The organism is Clostridia bacterium (assembly GCA_036654455.1).
In the GTDB taxonomy this organism is placed as follows: domain Bacteria; phylum Bacillota; class Clostridia; order Christensenellales; family CAG-314; genus JAVVRZ01.
Genome location: JAVVRZ010000001.1, coordinates 51,742 through 68,593, shown reverse-complemented (window position 1 = coordinate 68,593; position 16,852 = coordinate 51,742). Strand labels below are relative to the sequence as shown.

Here is a 16,852-nt window from a genome sequence, read left to right as displayed (position 1 = left end):
TGAAAAAATGAATGTATTAGAATTTAAAAATGTAAGTAAAACTTTTTATACTAAAACAAGTCAAACGCAAGCTATTAAAGATTTAAGTTTTACCATAAAAGAAGGCGAGTTTGTAGCCTTGCTGGGCCCATCGGGCTGTGGAAAGACTACAATTTTATCTTTAATTTGCGGAATTTTGCCACAGAGCGAGGGCGAAATTCTCATAAACGGCGAACCTGCTCACATATCTTCAAAAGTTGGCTACATGCTACAACACGACCATTTGTTTGAGTGGAGAAATATTTATAAAAATGTTATTCTCGGGCTAGAAATACAAAAAAAATTACAAAAAGAAAATACCGCTCACGCAGTAAGCCTGCTAGACAAGTATGGTCTTACCGAATTTTCAAATCACTATCCCAACCAACTTTCAGGCGGTATGCGTCAAAGAGTGGCTTTAATTCGCACCCTTGCCACAAATCCTCAAATTCTTCTCCTTGACGAACCTTTTTCGGCGCTTGACTTTCAAACTCGGCTTAAAGTTTGCGACGATGTATATTCGATTATTAAAAAAGAAGGTAAAACAACCTTGCTTGTCACTCACGATATTAGCGAGGCAATCTCTATGGCTGATAGAATCATCGTACTTACGGCAAGACCCGCTACAATTAAACAAGAGCATCTAACGCTAATGCAAGATGTGTCTACGCCCCTACTTCGTAGAGAACACAAAGATTTTAGCAAACAATTCGAAACAATATGGCAGGAGCTAAACGTATGAAAAACTTTTCGCCCGAACACAAAAAATATTTGTTAAAGATTAAGACTTACTCCTTTTATGTGCTTATATCTCAAATAGGTTTTCTTTTACTAGCTTTACTACTTTGGGAAGTTCTTGCGACTTATGGCATAATCGACTCTTTTATAACGAGTAGCCCGAGCAAGATTATGGCGACAATAATTGAAACTTTTAGAACCGGTCAACTTGGCAAACATATACTTATTTCAACCTACGAAACTATCGTTGGCTTTATGTGCGGAACAGTTTTAGGCGCAATTATCGCTATTATTATGTGGTGGAGCAAGTTTTTAAACGATGTTTTTGAACCCTACGTAGTTGTTCTCAACAGTTTACCTAAAATTGCGCTTGGGCCTATAATAATTATTTGGGTTGGAACGGGAACGGCTAGCATTATTGTAATGGCAATACTTGTTTCGGTCGTAATTACAATAATTACTATGCTTAACGGTTTCTACCAAACTAACGCAAACAAAATATTGCTACTTAAAACTATGAACGCAAGCAAACTACAAATTTTTACCAAATTAGTATTTCCAACTAATATCCCAACCTTAGTAGCTACTTTAAAAATTAACGTTGGTATGGCGTGGGTAGGCACAATTATGGGAGAATACCTTGTGTCTAAGGCTGGACTAGGCTATCTAATAGTTTATGGCGGTCAAGTATTTAAACTAGACCTTGTTATGGCTTGTACGATAATCTTATGTTTGCTTGCAGGCATTATGTATTTTCTAGTAGCTTTGCTTGAAAAAGCTATTGTTAAATGGAAAGAATAAAAAACCCGCTTGCTTAATAAAACGAGCGAGCGCTTATATAGGTGCGGTTACATTAATTTGTAACCGCATCGTGATTTTGTCTTTCTTTACTTCGTTTTTTCTCTAAAATATAGTCAAATATTAGTCCTACAAGTAAAAATATAATTACAATTAAACCAAATATAGCTATTGCCGGATAAGCCTTTTCGATTATATTATCAAAGCCTACAAGCGAAAAGATTAAAGCGCAAAACATTACAATAGCAGTTGAAACTGTCTTATCTTTTACTACGTTGCCTAAACTTCTTACAAGCGGAAAAGCGTTGCTTACAAGCGTTGTTACGATAGATAAATATAACGCTCCGCTTGCTAAATAAAAGGGTATAATTCCGCGTTCTTTTGCAAGTGATATTAGAGGCATAGGCGTGTCTAAAAATACGCCTTGATTAATTCTTTGCAAAATTAATGCAACTAACGCCGAAAGAAATAAAGAAGAAATTAAAGATGTAATAACACATTCTTTTTTATTCAAACCCTTTCCTAAGGGCAACAAAACACCGCACATCATAATACAGTTGAAGGCTGAGTAACTTAAAGACGAGCTAAGCCTTTGCCCTTCGCAAACGACAGACGCATCTCCCCTTTGCAGGCAAATATATATAATAAAAACAATAATTAGCGGTACGGCTAAGACATTTACAAATTTTAACCCCGAAATATCGTGATTTAAAGCGTAACCGCAAAGAATTGCCGTTGCAAGCGAAAAGAAAGGAAAAATCGAACTTGTATTAAAAATCTTTGAAAGACACAAATTAGAGCCTGCGAGCATAGTCGCAAGCACAATAAAGTAAGCTAAATTTATTAGCAATTCAAAAATTATATTTAGTCTGCCAAATATCTTGTAAAAAAGAATATGAGTATCATAAATTTTATATCTATTTGAAGCTATTAAAAATAACACAGTGCCTACAAAAAATAAAATAAAGCAAGATATAAAAACCAATAATGGGTTGCCTTGATAGAAAAAAATTAAAACTTCTTTACCGCTAGCAAACCCTGCGCCGATTACGCAACCTACAATTACGCATACGGCGGTCAAACAATTAAATACGCTTTTCATACAATAATGTACTTAACGTTAGTTATAACTAGAACAAAATAAAACCTATAAACAATGATTAATCAAATAATTGCTCGGTAAACTTAGCTACGTCGGTATACGTAACATTAAATAAAGAATAAATGCTACCGCTTACTCCGCCACAAGCTATAACGCAAGCGATTAAATCGTTATGCTCTCCGCCTAAAAAATTGCTTTTGGCAACGTAAGATTGTATTTGTTGCGCTTTGTCTACTATATTATTTGCAATTTGTGTCGTGATAAAGAAATTTGAGGCAATAACCGACAACGCCTTGATAGTTTGTTCACGTAAAATTATTGGTAGCGATGCGGTAAAACTAAAAGTGTAATATATTCCAAACGCAACTATATCAAAACAGGTTTTTTCTTTAATTAGCAAACCCTCGATAATTTTTTGCTTTACAACGCTGTCAAGGTGTTCGTAAACTAACAAACTTTGTAAATATTCAGTGGTTTTTGCTTCGTTTGATTCTAATAATTTTGCAACTACGACAAGTTGAAGCTCTATATAATTTGAGTCAAGTTGCATAGTCCATCTCACAGCGTTTAGCAATTCTTTATTTTTCCAAATTCCAAAATAATCGGCAAAAGACAATAAAAAATTAACTTTTTGGGCAAATATATCATTGCTAATTAACATTTCATAGTCATTTATCGGCTCAAAAACCATTAATTTATTAAATTTCGAAGAATATTGATTGTAAAAAGGAGTTTGCCAAACAGCTAAAAAATCGTCTAATATCTTTTTCGCTTGTTCTATTCTACCTAGATTATAAGTTGCGATAAATAGTAAAAACCCTAGCCTAGAATATTTAATAAAGTTAGGCATATCATTAAATCTAATTAAAACATCATAAGAAGCTTGATATAATTTAAGTCTACCCAGTAACACGCCTAATTCGGTAATTTCAAAGTAACTTTCGCTAGACATTTTTTTATTTAATTCGGCAAGCAATTCGGCTAATTTTGCGTATTGTTTAGAGGCGTGAAATAACCTTACATACATAAGAGATATTTCAAACGAATTATGATATCTAAATTCGCACAGCCTAAGTTGCTTTTGTGCGCCGACAAAATTCTCTTTTGCCAATAATTTGTCAAACTTCTTTATGTCGCTCATAAAGGAAACTCTGCGTTTAGCGTCGACTTTTGTTTGGTCAATGTCGTCGTCTTCATAAGAAGATTGTTCGTCGTCTTCGTCGTATTGCTCGTCTTCTTCGTCGCTTTGGTCGCTTTGCTTTTCGACATTTTGCCAATTAACATCAAATTTATTTAATTCATAATCAATTAATTGCATATAGTACTCGCTCGTTTGCGAATCGCCAATACGCTCGAAATTATGCGCTAACTGAGCATAACAATTTTGAGTGTATTGTTTTGAGTATAATAATTCGTACAAAAGAGTGTTGGCTTCCTCGAACAAATTATTGTTTGACAATAATTTAGCCCTACATAACTTAGAATAAGCCGTATTCGCTTTTACAAACAGTTTAATTGCGCCTACAAAATCTTTTTCTTGTAGGTTTAGAGCCGTATCTATTAAAATTTGACTATTCTTTTCAAATACAATTTTTGTCATTATTTACCTTTTGTTATTACAAAAAAAGGTCTTGTTAAGACCTTTTTGATTTACTAAAATTATGCTTTGGCTTTGGGGTCTATGGGGTGAAACAAAGCGAATGTGCGCATCATGTGAGTCGACCAAACAAATACCATATAGAACGCTCCAATCATAAAGAAGAACATAATCGCAAGCGAACCAATAAACGAAGTTGCAAAGCCCGCAAGTAAACCTGCCGGAAGCGCCATAATTATTAATTGCACAAAGTTAGGTAAAATATTCATCCAAAGAAGCAACCAAGCATCTTTAAGATTTGCGCCTACGCTTTGTTTATAAGTGTTTGTAACCGAAAATAATATTAAGCAATACATAATTAATAACACAAGTAAAATGTAAGCTACTACAAGTATACAAATCATCGCCCAAAGAGGAAGAGTTGTTAAAATATAGTTTTGTAGAACATATATGCCAAAATACATGCACGAAAGCAAAGCCGTGCAAATAATTGTGTAGGGAAGATTTGATTTAATGCCTAGCCAAAAACTCTTAAAAAATGTAATCTTACCCGTCCAGAAAGCGTCTCTAACAACTGCAAAACCGCCCGAAAAGACAAAGGCAAAGGCGCAAAGCGCTAACGTTAACCACAAATGGAATTTACTGCCGATAACTAGCATACTTGACGTAGTTTCCTGCCCGACTCCAAGCCAAACAGCGCTACCAATGCCAAACGCATTAGAAGAAGGCAAAGTTTGCGTTAAAAGTGAAACGTTGTTAGTGTAATTGACAAATGCAAATACGCAAGGAATGGCAAATAACAAAAAGAATAAGTTGCTAAGCATAAGTTTAATCATTTCGTTACGATAAAGTACTTTAAAGAAACCCCATATAGACAATCTGTTAAGGCGTTTGGTTAAATGCGTACTGCGTTCGTTTTCAAGTTTTATTTGTTTATAATCTATTTTACTCACGTTTATGTCCCCTTTTGGTATATGCTTGTATTCTACCCTATTTTTGATTTTTTTTCAATTAAATACTAATACTTTTAAAATTCTTTTTATCATAAAAGTAAGAATAGTCAAATAGTTCTTAAATAAGCTAAAAAACATAAGATATATTACTGTGAGGGTATATGAAAATTGCATTGATAGGCGCAAGCGGAATAGTTGGCGCAAGTTTAATTGACGTATTTAATAGTAAAGCGATACGCCATAATATAAAGTTATTCGCTTCTTCGACAAAAGAAAATAAAATCAATGTCTTAGGAAAAGAGCAAACCGTATTTGAGCTAACCAAAGATAGCTTGCTACAAGAAGAATTCGACTTAGCCTTTTTTTGCGCCGACGAAAAAACAGCTAGCGTCTACGCCCCATTGCTTACAAATAAACATACTGTTTGCATTGATAATTCTTCTTATTATAGGCTAGCTAGCGCAGTTTTGCTAATCGTGCCTGAGGTTAACGGCGAGTTAATCTATAAGCATAATTATATAATTGCAAATCCAAACTGTTCAACCATACAAATTATGCCAACCTTATCAGCCCTTGACAAAGAATTTGGCTTAAAAAGAGTGGTTGCAAGCACTTATCAAGCCGTAAGCGGAGCCGGAAAAGAAGGACTCTTAGCCCTTAAAGAACACCAAACAAACCCAACTTGTTTGCCTTGTCAAATTTACGATAACTGTATACCTCAAATAGGCGACTTTACTTCAAACGGCTATACAAAAGAAGAAATGAAGGTTATCGACGAAAGTAGAAAAATATTAAATCTTAAAAACTTACCGATAACTTGCACCGCCGTAAGAGTACCGGTTGCAAACTGCCACAGCATAAGTTTAAATGTTCAATTAGAACATAGCTTTACTTTGCCACAAATTAAAAAGTGTTTGTCAAATCAAAGCGGAATAGTTCTCTTTGAAGAATTTGCTTACCCTACTCCGTTAGAAACTATTGGCAAGACTCAAACCTACGTAGGAAGATTACGTTTAGATTATAGCCTTGACAATACCATAAATATGTGGATAGTAGCAGACAATTTACTCAAAGGCGCTGCTTATAACGCTTATCAAATCGGCGAATATTTCTTTGGAGGTTAAAAATATGTTTAAGGGAGTTTGCACAGCCCTAGTAAGTCCCTATGACCAAAACGGACTACTTACCGACCAACTTGCTAGCTTAATAGAATATCAAATTAACGGCAACGTTGATTGTCTACTTGTAAATGGTTCAACCGGCGAACCGACTATTCTTAGTCAAGCCGAAAGAACTCGCCAGCTTGAAGTCGTTACAGAAGTAGTAAATACAAGATGTAAGATTATGGCTAGTTGTGGCGGAACAGAAACGCAAGAAGTGATTAAAGATTGTTTGCTAGCTCAAAGCTACAAAGTTGATTATTTGCTTGTAGTTACGCCTTACTATAATAAAACAAATTCAAAAGGCATTTTAAAGCATTACTTTTCAATCGCCGATAAAGTTGATACCCCTATAATCTTGTATAACGTTCCTTCTCGCACAGGTTATGACCTAGATATAGATACGGTAATAGAACTTAGTAAACACCCAAACATAGTCGGTCTTAAACAAGCAAACGGAAATATAGCTTCGACAAGTAGACTTATCCCTTATTTAGATAATTTTGCTCTCTATTGTGGCGACGACGCCCTTTTATTGCCATTTTATAGTATAGGCTCGCAAGGAATAATCTCGGTAGTATCTAACGCTTATGTTAGGCTACTCAAACAATTATGTTATCGTCCAAATCTAAATGACTTCCACAATTTAGTCGAACTAGCGTCTTTATTGTTTTCTAGCCCTAACCCTACGGCAATAAAATATGTTCTCTATAAGTTAGGTCTGCTAGATACGTATTTTTTAAGGTCGCCATTAGTAGAAATTGACGACAACTTAAAAATTGCCATTGACTTAATATTACCTAAGTACGACAAATATTTATGAAAAACTGTATTGTTTGGGGTAACGGAAGAATTGCTAAGTCTTTAAAAAAATCTCTAATACAAGAAAAAATTAAATATTCGACAGTTTGTATAAACACAAATACTACAAAATTAAGTAAAGCGGACTGCATTATCGACTTTTCTAACGCTAATGCTACTAAAAAATTACTTAGCTACGCCACCACAACTTTAACTCCGCTCGTAATAGGTACGACAGGGCAAAACGCAGAACAGATGCAAATGATTTATTTGGCTAGTCAAACTATTCCAATTTGTATTTGCTCTAATTTTACCTATGGAATAATTTGTATTAGAAAAATATTACCCGAAATGACAAAACTTCTTAATGAATTTGACACAGCAATTAGTGAAATACATCAAATAAATAAAAAGGACGCTCCAAGCGGTACTGCAAAAATGCTTGCAAATTATTTAATTAACCCTCAAATAACTTTTCTCAGGCTTGCAAACCACTCGGGAGAACATAAAATTTATTTTAGCGACAAATATCAAAGCATAGAAATTACGCACACAACATATAATATAGACGCTTACGCCGAAGGAGCGATAAAAATAGCAAAAAATATTATAGACAGGCAACCAAAACTTTATGATGTTTGCGAACTAATTTAAAATTACAATAGTTAGGTCTAAATTATTAGAAAATGCAATTTGATATTTATAAATTACATTCTAGACACTAAAATTATAAAAAGAACGCTTAATAAAGCGTTCTTTTTAAATCAATTAAAATATGTTATTACTTCCTAAATTTACATTTTAGTTTTTGCTATTTATTCTTTAAGTATTGTGCGTCTACAATGCTCGCAACGAACTCTACCCTCGCTATTTAGCATAGAAACTTGCTGATTGGGCAATTCCATACTGCAACCACCGCATTGATTAGTGCTTCTAAGGGTAACAAAAGGCGGAAAAATAGCTTGCTTTTTTAAACTATTATATTCTTCAATCATAGAAGGCTCAATTTCTTTTTCCATCTCGGCAAGTTGAGCTTTGATAGAATCCATCTCGGCACGCCTAGAATTTACAAGTTCGTCAAGCTTTGACTTTGCAAATTTCTTTTTTTCTTGCGCATTAGGTACTTTTACTTTATATGCGTCGTATTTTGCCGATATTTCGTCGACTTCTGCGGTAAGAATTCTAATATCTTTATCAATGGTGATTAAAATACGAGATAAATCGTTAAGCTTTTTGGTGAGATATTCTAGCTCTTGCGTATCGATACATTTGTCAATCGACAAATTATAATCATCAATAACTTTCTGCTTTTCTTCAAAATTTTCGGTTTGCTTATCTAACAAGTAGTTTAACTCTCTTGTCCTATTTTCAAGTTTAATCAATTCGTCTTGCGCCTTTTGTAGGAAACTTGCCCAACTATTAAAAGCTTTGTTTTCGTCAGAGTTGTTAAGCTCTTTTCTTATTTTTTTAAGTTGACCGTCTAGCGCTTGATATTCAAAGATTTTATTCATATTTGCTCCTTATTAAGCAGTAACAAAATTTGTTCTCGTCTGCTTATTACATTATTTAGTGAGGTTTTTTGTAAAATTGTATCGCATTTTTTTAGTTCGTGTTCTAAGTATATTTTAAAGTCCGGGTTATTTGTGTTTATGTTGCTTCTTCCAAATATAAGTTCGCTATGCGTTAAAGAATCGCTCCCTTTAACAAGCAACAATAAATTGTAATATTTTTTATCAAACACAATTTTGTCGACAAGAATTTTATAGTTTTTAATAATTTCTTGCCTTAATGTTTCTAACGAACGCATAGGTTGAAGTAACAGCATTTCGGGTAAAGTTGTAGCCTGCCTTAGAATATCTAATATTTCAAGTCCGCCCATTCCGCCGATTACAGCGCAATCGCAAGCGATATTGCCTAAGCCGTCTTGACAAATAAACTCGCAATTAGTTAGATTGACATTTTGACAAAGTAATCTAGCTTTATTTAGCGAAGGCGCAGAAATATCGGTAAAAATAACTTTTTTTGCCTTATTTGTGGCAAGAGCCTGAGCGCCGATTATTCCGTGGTCGCACCCAACGTCGCACAAAACATTACAAGTAGGCAATAACTCAATTATTGCAAGTTGTCGTTTAGTCATCTAATCAAGGTAATCTTTAAGTCTTTTATTGCGTGAAGGATTACGCAATTTACGCAGAGCTTTTGCCTCTATTTGTCTAATTCTTTCTCTTGTTACGTTAAATTCTTTGCCGACTTCTTCAAGAGTACGGGGACGGCTGTCGTCAATGCCGTATCTTAGGCGAAGCACCATTTCTTCACGTGGGGTAAGTTTATGCAATACTGCAATAAGTTGTTCTTTAAGCATAGTATTAGCGGCAACTTCGCTTGGTTGAATGGTCTTGTTGTCTTCAATAAAGTCAACTAGGTGACTGTCTTCTTCCTCGCCTATTGGAGTTTCAAGACTTACGGGGTCTTGTGAAATTTTTTGTATTTCGATAACCTTATCTTCGGTTATGTCCATAGCTTTGGCAATCTCTTGCGGAGTTGGTTCTCTGCCATATTCTTGAAGTAATGCGCGTGAAATTCTAGTTAGACGGTTGATTGTTTCGACCATATGCACAGGAATACGAATAGTGCGAGCTTGGTCGGCAATCGCCCTAGTGATAGCTTGTCTTATCCACCAAGTCGCATAAGTCGAAAATTTAAAGCCCTTAGTATAGTCAAACTTTTCAACGGCTTTAATTAAACCTAAGTTGCCCTCTTGAATAAGGTCAAGTAGCAACATTCCCCTGCCTACGTACCGTTTTGCAATAGAAACAACAAGTCTTAGGTTAGCTTCGCTAAGTTGTTGTTTAGCTTCTTGGTCGCCATTTTGCATACGTATCGCTAGCTCGACTTCTTCGTCGCCACTAAGCAAAGGTACTTTGCCTATATCTTTAAGATACATCTTAACAGGGTCGTCAATCGGCACGTCTGCTACGTTTTTAAGTAAGTCGTCGTCTTTTACTTCTAAAATGTCGACTATTGTAATGTTGCTATCTTCTAGCAATTTATAAACTTCGGCATTTTGGTCGGGCGAGAACTCAACTTTTTCAAGTTTTTCTTCGATTTCGGAATAAGTAACGTATCCTTTGATTTCACTCATTCGTTTAATGTCTTCTACTATGTTTTTGATAAGTTCGTCAATCATTTAAATTTCTCCCTTCTTCTGTTTAGCAATTCTAATTTGTTTGGTTAGTTGCTGAATTTGTCGCATTATATCTTGTTTTTTAGTTATGTCATTGGTATTTTGATAAATTACCATAATGCTTTCAAGCTTGTTGACTAGTTGATACACTTCAACTTCGATTAAACAATCATTATAGTATTTAACTTGTTCTTCTTGGGTCAATTCGTCTTCGCTAACGATATTATCAATAATTTGACGGTCTTTGATACCTAAGTCAAAGATGTTGCCTATCTTAGTTTGTTTGCCACATTGTCTACATTGATAAATATAACTAAATATTGTGTCAAGTTCGGGCAAAAGCGGTAGAGATAATTTTTCCACAAGCGTTGCGTAAGGTTTATTTGCAAGCAGTGACTTTGCAATAAAGCAAAGAGCGCTACTCTCTTTTGAAATTTTTGTTGTTTCGTCGCTAGTTGTTTGAGCGACAGCTTGGAGAGAATACACTTCTTTTTTGATAAAGTCGAGATTAATTTGCGTTTTTTCGGCAAGCAATTTACAGTAAGATTCTTTGTCGACTGCGTCAAGTCCCTTAACTATACTTATCGCCGACGCTAAAAATTTGCGTTTTGCCTCTTGCTGTTTTACAATATTTGGCGAATTAATTGGATAAATATCTTGCAAAACCTTCAATTTGTAATCGATTAAAGGTAAAGCCTTGTCAACAAGAAGTTTAAATTGCTCTACGCCTTCTTTTCTAACAAATTCGTCGGGGTCAAGCTTATTTGGCAAACTAATAACTCTAACTTCAACGCCGGCGTCTTTGAGAATATCTAGGCCTCTTATGGTTGCGCTTTGCCCTGCCGAATCGCCGTCATAACAGATATATACGTTATCGGTCAAACGTTTAAGAAGTTTAGCCTGTTCTTTTGTAAGCGAAGTACCCATACTGGCTACCGCATTAGTAATACCGCATTGATATAGCGATATTACGTCCATATAACCTTCAAGCACAATAATGCTATTAAGTCTGCCTACCGGCTTATTTTTTTTGACAAGATTAATACCGAATAAATTTTTGTTTTTTTCGTGCGCCAAAGTGTCCTGCGTATTTTTATATTTCGCTATGGTTTTGTCGCTACCGAGCGTTCTACCGCCAAACCCTATAACGTCGCCCGAAATATTGATTAAAGGAACGATTAAACGATTATAAAGACAATCATAATATGTATCATTTCGCCCTTTTGCAATCACCCCTGCATTAACAGCGTCTATGTAGCTTATGTTTTGACTGGCTAAGTAACTAGGTAACTGGTCAAATCCTAAGGAATAGCCTAATCCAAAAACATTCGTTGTCAGTGAATTTATACCTCTGCTTATGAGATATTCCCTAGCTAATTTGCCTTGATTGCCTACTAGGTTGTCGTGATAATGCCTTGCCGACGCTAAACAAACATCATAACAAGTTTGTCTTAATTTGTGTTTTTTTGCGACTGCGTCGTCGTTTTGCTGAGAAACAGGCACAGGCATATTTACACGTTTAGCTAATATTTCTACTGCTTCCATAAAGGTACAGCCCTCTATGTCTTGAACAAATTTAATAACGTCGCCTGACACCCCGCACCCAAAACATTTGTAATACTGCCCTTCTTTGTTGATTGCAAATGAAGATGTTTTTTCACCGTGAAAAGGGCAGAGAGCCCAAAATGCTCGCCCCTTTTGAGTAGTGACGGTGTAAGAAGAAATAACGTCGACAATATCATTCTTACTTTTCAGTTCGTCTATAAAATTTGTCCATTCTTGTTTATTTGACATTTCTTCCTCCACAATTACTAATTCTATATAATTCTTAATTTTCCTCTATTTAATTAAAAATTTTTGATATATTTGCATAAATATACTAAAAACCTATAAAAAACAAAAAGCCACTTGATTTACAAGTGGCTTTTAAAATAATTGTAAATTTATTTAAGGTCTTTGATTGCTGCTTGGGCTGCGGCAAGACGGGCAATAGGTACTCTATACGGAGAGCAGGATACATAATTTAGCCCAATTCTGTGACAAAATTCTACCGAACTTGGGTCTCCGCCGTGTTCGCCACAAATGCCGGTCTTTAAATCTTTGCGAGATTGTCTACCCTCTTCTACTGATAATTTCATAAGTCTGCCAACGCCGATTTGGTCAATACGAGCGAATGGGTCGCTTTCGAAAATTTTCTTTTCATAGTAGTAAGGTAGGAATTTGCCAGCGTCGTCACGAGAAAAACCATAGGTCATTTGAGTTAAGTCGTTTGTGCCAAAGCTGAAAAACTCTGCAACTTTTGCAATTTCGCCAGAGATTAACGCTGCACGAGGAACTTCAATCATTGTGCCAACATAGTATTTAAAGGAAACATTATTCTCTTTCATTACTTGTTGAGCTGTTTGGTCTACAACGGCTTTAACATATTCTAATTCTTTAACTTCGCCTACAAGAGGAATCATAATTTCAGGTATAACATTTACGCCTTCTTTTCTTATATTAATGGCAGCTTCAATAACCGCTCTTGTTTGCATTTGAGCAATTTCAGGATAGGTAATTGATAAACGGCAACCACGATGCCCAAGCATTGGGTTAAATTCGTGCAAAGAAGCAATAATTGTCTTTAATTTCTCGACTGTAATGCCGATGTCGCTAGAAATCTTCTTAATATCTTCTTCCTTAGTGGGTAAAAATTCGTGAAGTGGCGGGTCTAAGAAACGAATAGTAACCGGTCTATCTTGCATTACTCTAAATATGCCTTCAAAGTCTGCTCTTTGGAAACGTAATAATTTAGCAAGAGCCTTTTCTCTACCAAGAACGGTGTCAGAAACAATCATTTCTCTCATAGGTTGTATTCTATCGTCGCCAAAGAACATATGCTCGGTACGGCATAGACCGATACCTTCTGCGCCAAATTTAACAGCAACTGCGCTATCTTTTGGATTGTCGGCGTTTGTTCTTACTTTTAAAGTACGATATTTATCGGCTAAGCCCATAATATAACCAAAGTCACCGCTAATTAGAGGTTCGACTGTGGGCATAGCGCCCTTATAAACGTTACCTGTCGAGCCGTCAAGAGATATGATGTCGCCTTCTACAAATTTTTCTTCGCCGATATAAAAGTGGTCTGCGCCGTGTTCGATATTGAGTTGCGAACAACCAGCTACGCAACAAGTACCCATACCACGAGCTACAACGGCTGCGTGCGAAGTCATTCCGCCACGAGCAGTTAATATACCTTGCGAAACTGCCATACCCTCAATGTCTTCGGGCGAAGTTTCGAGTCTAACAATAATAACCTTTGCTTTGTGGTTCTTTTCAACAGCGGCGATAGCTCTTTTTGAGTCGGTGTAAACCGCTCCGCAAGCAGCTCCGGGAGAAGCTGGCAAACCATTAGCGATAGGAGTAACTTTACTTAAAGCCTTTTGGTCAAATTGATTATGAAGTAAAGCGTCGAGAGAACGAGGTTCAAGTCTAAGCAAAGCTTCTTTTTCGTCAATTCTGCCTTCTTTAAGCATATCAACGGCAATTTTTAAAGCGGCGGCAGCCGTTCTCTTACCATTACGAGTTTGAAGCATATATAGTTTGCCTCTTTCGATGGTAAATTCCATATCTTGCATATCTTTATAGTGGTCTTCAAGAATTGAACAAATCTTTACAAATTGATTATAAACTTCTACGTTTTGGTCTTGTAAATGAGATATAGGTTGTGGCGTACGAATACCCGCTACTACGTCCTCGCCCTGCGCATTCATTAAATATTCGCCGAAAAGAACTTTTTCGCCGGTTGCAGGGTTACGTGTGAACGCAACGCCAGTGCCTGAGTCATTGCCCATATTGCCATAAACCATTGATTGAACGCTAACAGCCGTACCCCAGCTACCGGGAATATCGTTCATTCTTCTGTAATAAATCGCCCTAGGATTGTTCCAAGAACGGAAAACAGCTAGAACTGCCGACATAAGTTGTTCTTTGGGGTCTTGCGGAAAGTCTTGTCCAAGCTCTTTTTTGTATAACGCTTTAAATTCAACTACAAGCGCCTTTAAATCGTCAGCGTCTAAATCAGTATCAAATTTAACGCCTTTTGCTTTTTTAGCGTTAGTTAAAAGTTTCTCATACTTAGCTTTTTCAACTTCCATAACAACGTCGCTAAACATTTGTATAAATCTACGGTAGCTGTCATAAGCAAAACGTGGATTGTTTGTAAGCTTTGCGATAACTTCTACTGTTTGGTCATTTAAACCAAGATTTAATATAGTGTCCATCATACCGGGCATAGAAGCTCTTGCGCCCGAACGAACAGATACTAATAATGGATTAACCAAATCACCCAATTTCTTGCCTAATTTCTTTTCAGTTATGTCTAAGGCTTCAAATACTTGCTCTGTAATTTCTTGTGGTAGAGCTTTTCCACACTCGTAATACTTATTACAAGCCTCTGTTGTAATTGTAAAACCATCGGGTACAGGTAGACCAAGATTAATCATCTCGGCTAAGTTAGCCCCTTTGCCACCAAGTAACTCTCGCATCTTGCCGTTACCTTGACTAAATAAATAAACGTACTTTACCATACTTCCTCCTAAATTTTCTTTGTGTTGACAATAGCTATTTTACCTTAAAAAAGCAAAATAGACAAACAAATTTCTATCAAATTTTATAATAATTTAGATAGTTAACAATTCTTGTAGACTTTTTATCTTAAATAAACTATGTGAAATATATTGATACAGCGTTAAAAGACAATCGTTTATATAAGACGGCTTAAATTTTAAATTAGAAATCGAGTCTAATGGCATATCGGCAGTCAATCTCAAACAAGATAAAGTAGTAGCCGGTAGCGCAAGGGCGCTATTACTTCGACAAGCCATGCAAGTAATACCTCCGGCTTCAAGGTCTAAATATAATTTTTCAAAACTTGTAGTTTTGCATAAACTGCAACGGTCAAATTGCATACCATACCCTTGACTAGCTAAATATGTAAGTATAAATTTTAGAGCTAATAGCTTAGGCGACGCTTGACTTTCGACAAGCTTTTGTAAATATTTAAGTAATAGAACAAATAATTGTGGGTTGCTTTCTTCTTGTTCAAGCGTAGCTATTGTGTCAAGAAGGACGCAAGCCGAATAGTATTTTTCGATATCGTTTCTTAAACAATAGAAACTTTCTATGCAATTACAGCCAATTACTACGTAATGACTATTTTTTTGAGCAAATTGATACTCGCCAAAACAAAATTGTTCGCTAGCGTATTTTAGTTGAGCATTAGGTTTTTTAACGCCTTTAATAATTGCCGTAAATTTACCTAATTCGCCCGAATAAAGCAAGAGTAGCTTATCATTTTCTTGATAATCTACGCTTTTTAATACTATGGCTTTAATTTTTTGTTCCATTCATTGTTCTCTAATCTCTTGTATAAATTATAATAAGCTATATTGCCAGTTTGTTCAAACATTTCCCAAGCTAATTGTTTAACGCTCATAATTGCCCCCTTTTTGTTAGTATGAAAATAACTAATAGGACTTATGCGTAAAAGCTGTGGTTAATATCTTAATTTAATTTGCTAAAATTTTTATTTAATATGCTAAGATATATTTTATAATTTATAAGTCTTTTTTATTGTAACCTATCTCGCTAACAAGATATTCGCTATCTCGCCAATCGGGTTTAACTTTTATCCATAGTTGAAGATTAACTCTGCCTTCAAGCAATTTTTCCATAGAAATTCTTGCGTGAGTGGCTATTTGTTTAATCATTTCTCCGCCTTTGCCTAAAAGAATAGGTTTATGTGACTGCTTTTCAACAATAATGTTTGCGTCAATATCCCAAATTTGTCTTACTGTGTCAAATTCCATTTTGTTTAGCATTACGCCGATACCGTGAGGAACTTCATAGTTAAGTACAAGCAAAATTTTCTCTCTAATTTGCTCGCAAACCATATAACGTAAAGATTTGTCGGTGACTTCGTCCTCGCCATAGTTAAACTCGCCTTCGGGAAGATACTTTTTAAGCTCTTCTCTAAGCAAATCTATGTTTTTATTCTTTCTTGCCGATACGGCAAAAACCTGACTAATATAAGGATATTCGTTAAGTCTAGCTAACTCGGGCATAAGAGTGTTGGGCTGAGATATATCGGTTTTGGATACTACTACTACAAGAGGAACGCCTTTGTCGCCATACTTCTCAACTAAATCTAATTCGCTGTTGTCAATACCGTCGTGTCCGTCGATTACAAGCAAAATGCAATCGACGCCTATAACAGCTTTATCTATGCTTTTTGCCATATATTCGCCTAATTTGTTGCGAGGTTTAATCGTACCCGGAGTATCTACAAAAATCATTTGATAGTCGCCCTCGGTATATATGCCAGTAACAGTATTGCGAGTTGTTTGTGGCTTAGGACTTACGATAGATACTTTCTGTTGTATTAAACTATTGAGCAAAGTTGATTTGCCTGCGTTTGGATTGCCAATAATTGCTATAAAACCTGTTTTTTTAATCATT

At 35.7% G+C, this 16,852-nt stretch carries 15 protein-coding genes; 5 read left to right on the top strand and 10 right to left on the bottom strand.

What is annotated here, in order from left to right; translation table 11 throughout:
- Nucleotides 1-7: 7 nt before the first annotated feature.
- Together RR062_00355 and RR062_00350 are read left to right on the top strand one after the other, a co-directional pair.
- Nucleotides 8-760: an ABC transporter ATP-binding protein gene (locus RR062_00355; protein ID MEG2026179.1), complete on the top strand. Its 753-nt coding sequence runs from the start codon at nt 8-10 to the stop codon at nt 758-760.
- The gene (locus RR062_00350) at nt 757-1,557 is read left to right on the top strand and encodes an ABC transporter permease (protein MEG2026178.1); all 801 of its coding nucleotides are present in this window, start codon (nt 757-759) and stop codon (nt 1,555-1,557) included. The genes RR062_00355 and RR062_00350 overlap by 4 nt, the downstream gene beginning before the upstream one ends.
- Nucleotides 1,558-1,609: 52 nt before the next feature.
- On the opposite strand, the gene RR062_00345 is transcribed toward RR062_00350, so the two are convergent.
- The 3 genes from RR062_00345 to RR062_00335 are packed head-to-tail and all read right to left on the bottom strand — an operon-like array spanning nt 1,610 to nt 5,206.
- Complete coding sequence (locus tag RR062_00345; GenBank protein ID MEG2026177.1) at nt 1,610-2,656, bottom strand: hypothetical protein; 1,047 nt, start codon at nt 2,654-2,656, stop codon at nt 1,610-1,612.
- A 58-nt stretch (nt 2,657-2,714) separates the two neighbouring features.
- Nucleotides 2,715-4,256: a hypothetical protein gene (locus RR062_00340; protein ID MEG2026176.1), complete on the bottom strand. Its 1,542-nt coding sequence runs from the start codon at nt 4,254-4,256 to the stop codon at nt 2,715-2,717.
- Nucleotides 4,257-4,315: 59 nt separating this feature from the next.
- Nucleotides 4,316-5,206 (bottom strand): hypothetical protein, encoded by an 891-nt coding sequence (locus RR062_00335; GenBank protein MEG2026175.1) that lies wholly within the window; start codon nt 5,204-5,206, stop codon nt 4,316-4,318.
- Between the two features lie 161 nt (nt 5,207-5,367).
- On the opposite strand from RR062_00335, the gene RR062_00330 reads away from it, so the two are divergent.
- The 3 genes from RR062_00330 to RR062_00320 are packed head-to-tail and all read left to right on the top strand — an operon-like array spanning nt 5,368 to nt 7,821.
- The gene (locus RR062_00330) at nt 5,368-6,330 is read left to right on the top strand and encodes an aspartate-semialdehyde dehydrogenase (protein MEG2026174.1); all 963 of its coding nucleotides are present in this window, start codon (nt 5,368-5,370) and stop codon (nt 6,328-6,330) included.
- Nucleotides 6,331-6,334: 4 nt separating this feature from the next.
- On the top strand, nt 6,335-7,189 hold the full coding sequence (gene dapA, locus RR062_00325) for a 4-hydroxy-tetrahydrodipicolinate synthase (GenBank protein MEG2026173.1): 855 nt from the start codon (nt 6,335-6,337) through the stop codon (nt 7,187-7,189).
- Nucleotides 7,186-7,821: a dihydrodipicolinate reductase C-terminal domain-containing protein gene (locus RR062_00320; protein ID MEG2026172.1), complete on the top strand. Its 636-nt coding sequence runs from the start codon at nt 7,186-7,188 to the stop codon at nt 7,819-7,821. The genes dapA and RR062_00320 overlap by 4 nt, the downstream gene beginning before the upstream one ends.
- Nucleotides 7,822-7,982: 161 nt before the next feature.
- Here RR062_00320 and RR062_00315 read toward each other — a convergent pair whose 3' ends face one another.
- The 7 genes from RR062_00315 to era form a co-directional block, all read right to left on the bottom strand.
- Nucleotides 7,983-8,678 (bottom strand): hypothetical protein, encoded by a 696-nt coding sequence (locus tag RR062_00315; GenBank protein MEG2026171.1) that lies wholly within the window; start codon nt 8,676-8,678, stop codon nt 7,983-7,985.
- The gene (locus RR062_00310) at nt 8,675-9,304 is read right to left on the bottom strand and encodes a tRNA (adenine(22)-N(1))-methyltransferase TrmK (protein ID MEG2026170.1); all 630 of its coding nucleotides are present in this window, start codon (nt 9,302-9,304) and stop codon (nt 8,675-8,677) included. The genes RR062_00315 and RR062_00310 overlap by 4 nt, the downstream gene beginning before the upstream one ends.
- A complete protein-coding gene (gene rpoD, locus RR062_00305; protein ID MEG2026169.1) occupies nt 9,305-10,354 on the bottom strand; it encodes an RNA polymerase sigma factor RpoD in 1,050 nt (349 codons plus the stop codon).
- Entirely contained in the window at nt 10,355-12,145 is a 1,791-nt protein-coding gene (gene dnaG / locus RR062_00300; protein MEG2026168.1) for a DNA primase, read from the bottom strand. It lies immediately after the preceding gene.
- Between the two features lie 149 nt (nt 12,146-12,294).
- On the bottom strand, nt 12,295-14,922 hold the full coding sequence (gene ppdK / locus RR062_00295) for a pyruvate, phosphate dikinase (GenBank protein MEG2026167.1): 2,628 nt from the start codon (nt 14,920-14,922) through the stop codon (nt 12,295-12,297).
- A 93-nt stretch (nt 14,923-15,015) separates the two neighbouring features.
- The gene (gene recO, locus RR062_00290) at nt 15,016-15,741 is read right to left on the bottom strand and encodes a DNA repair protein RecO (GenBank protein MEG2026166.1); all 726 of its coding nucleotides are present in this window, start codon (nt 15,739-15,741) and stop codon (nt 15,016-15,018) included.
- Nucleotides 15,742-15,951: 210 nt separating this feature from the next.
- Entirely contained in the window at nt 15,952-16,851 is a 900-nt protein-coding gene (gene era, locus RR062_00285) for a GTPase Era (GenBank protein MEG2026165.1), read from the bottom strand.
- Nucleotide 16,852: the final 1 nt, after the last annotated feature.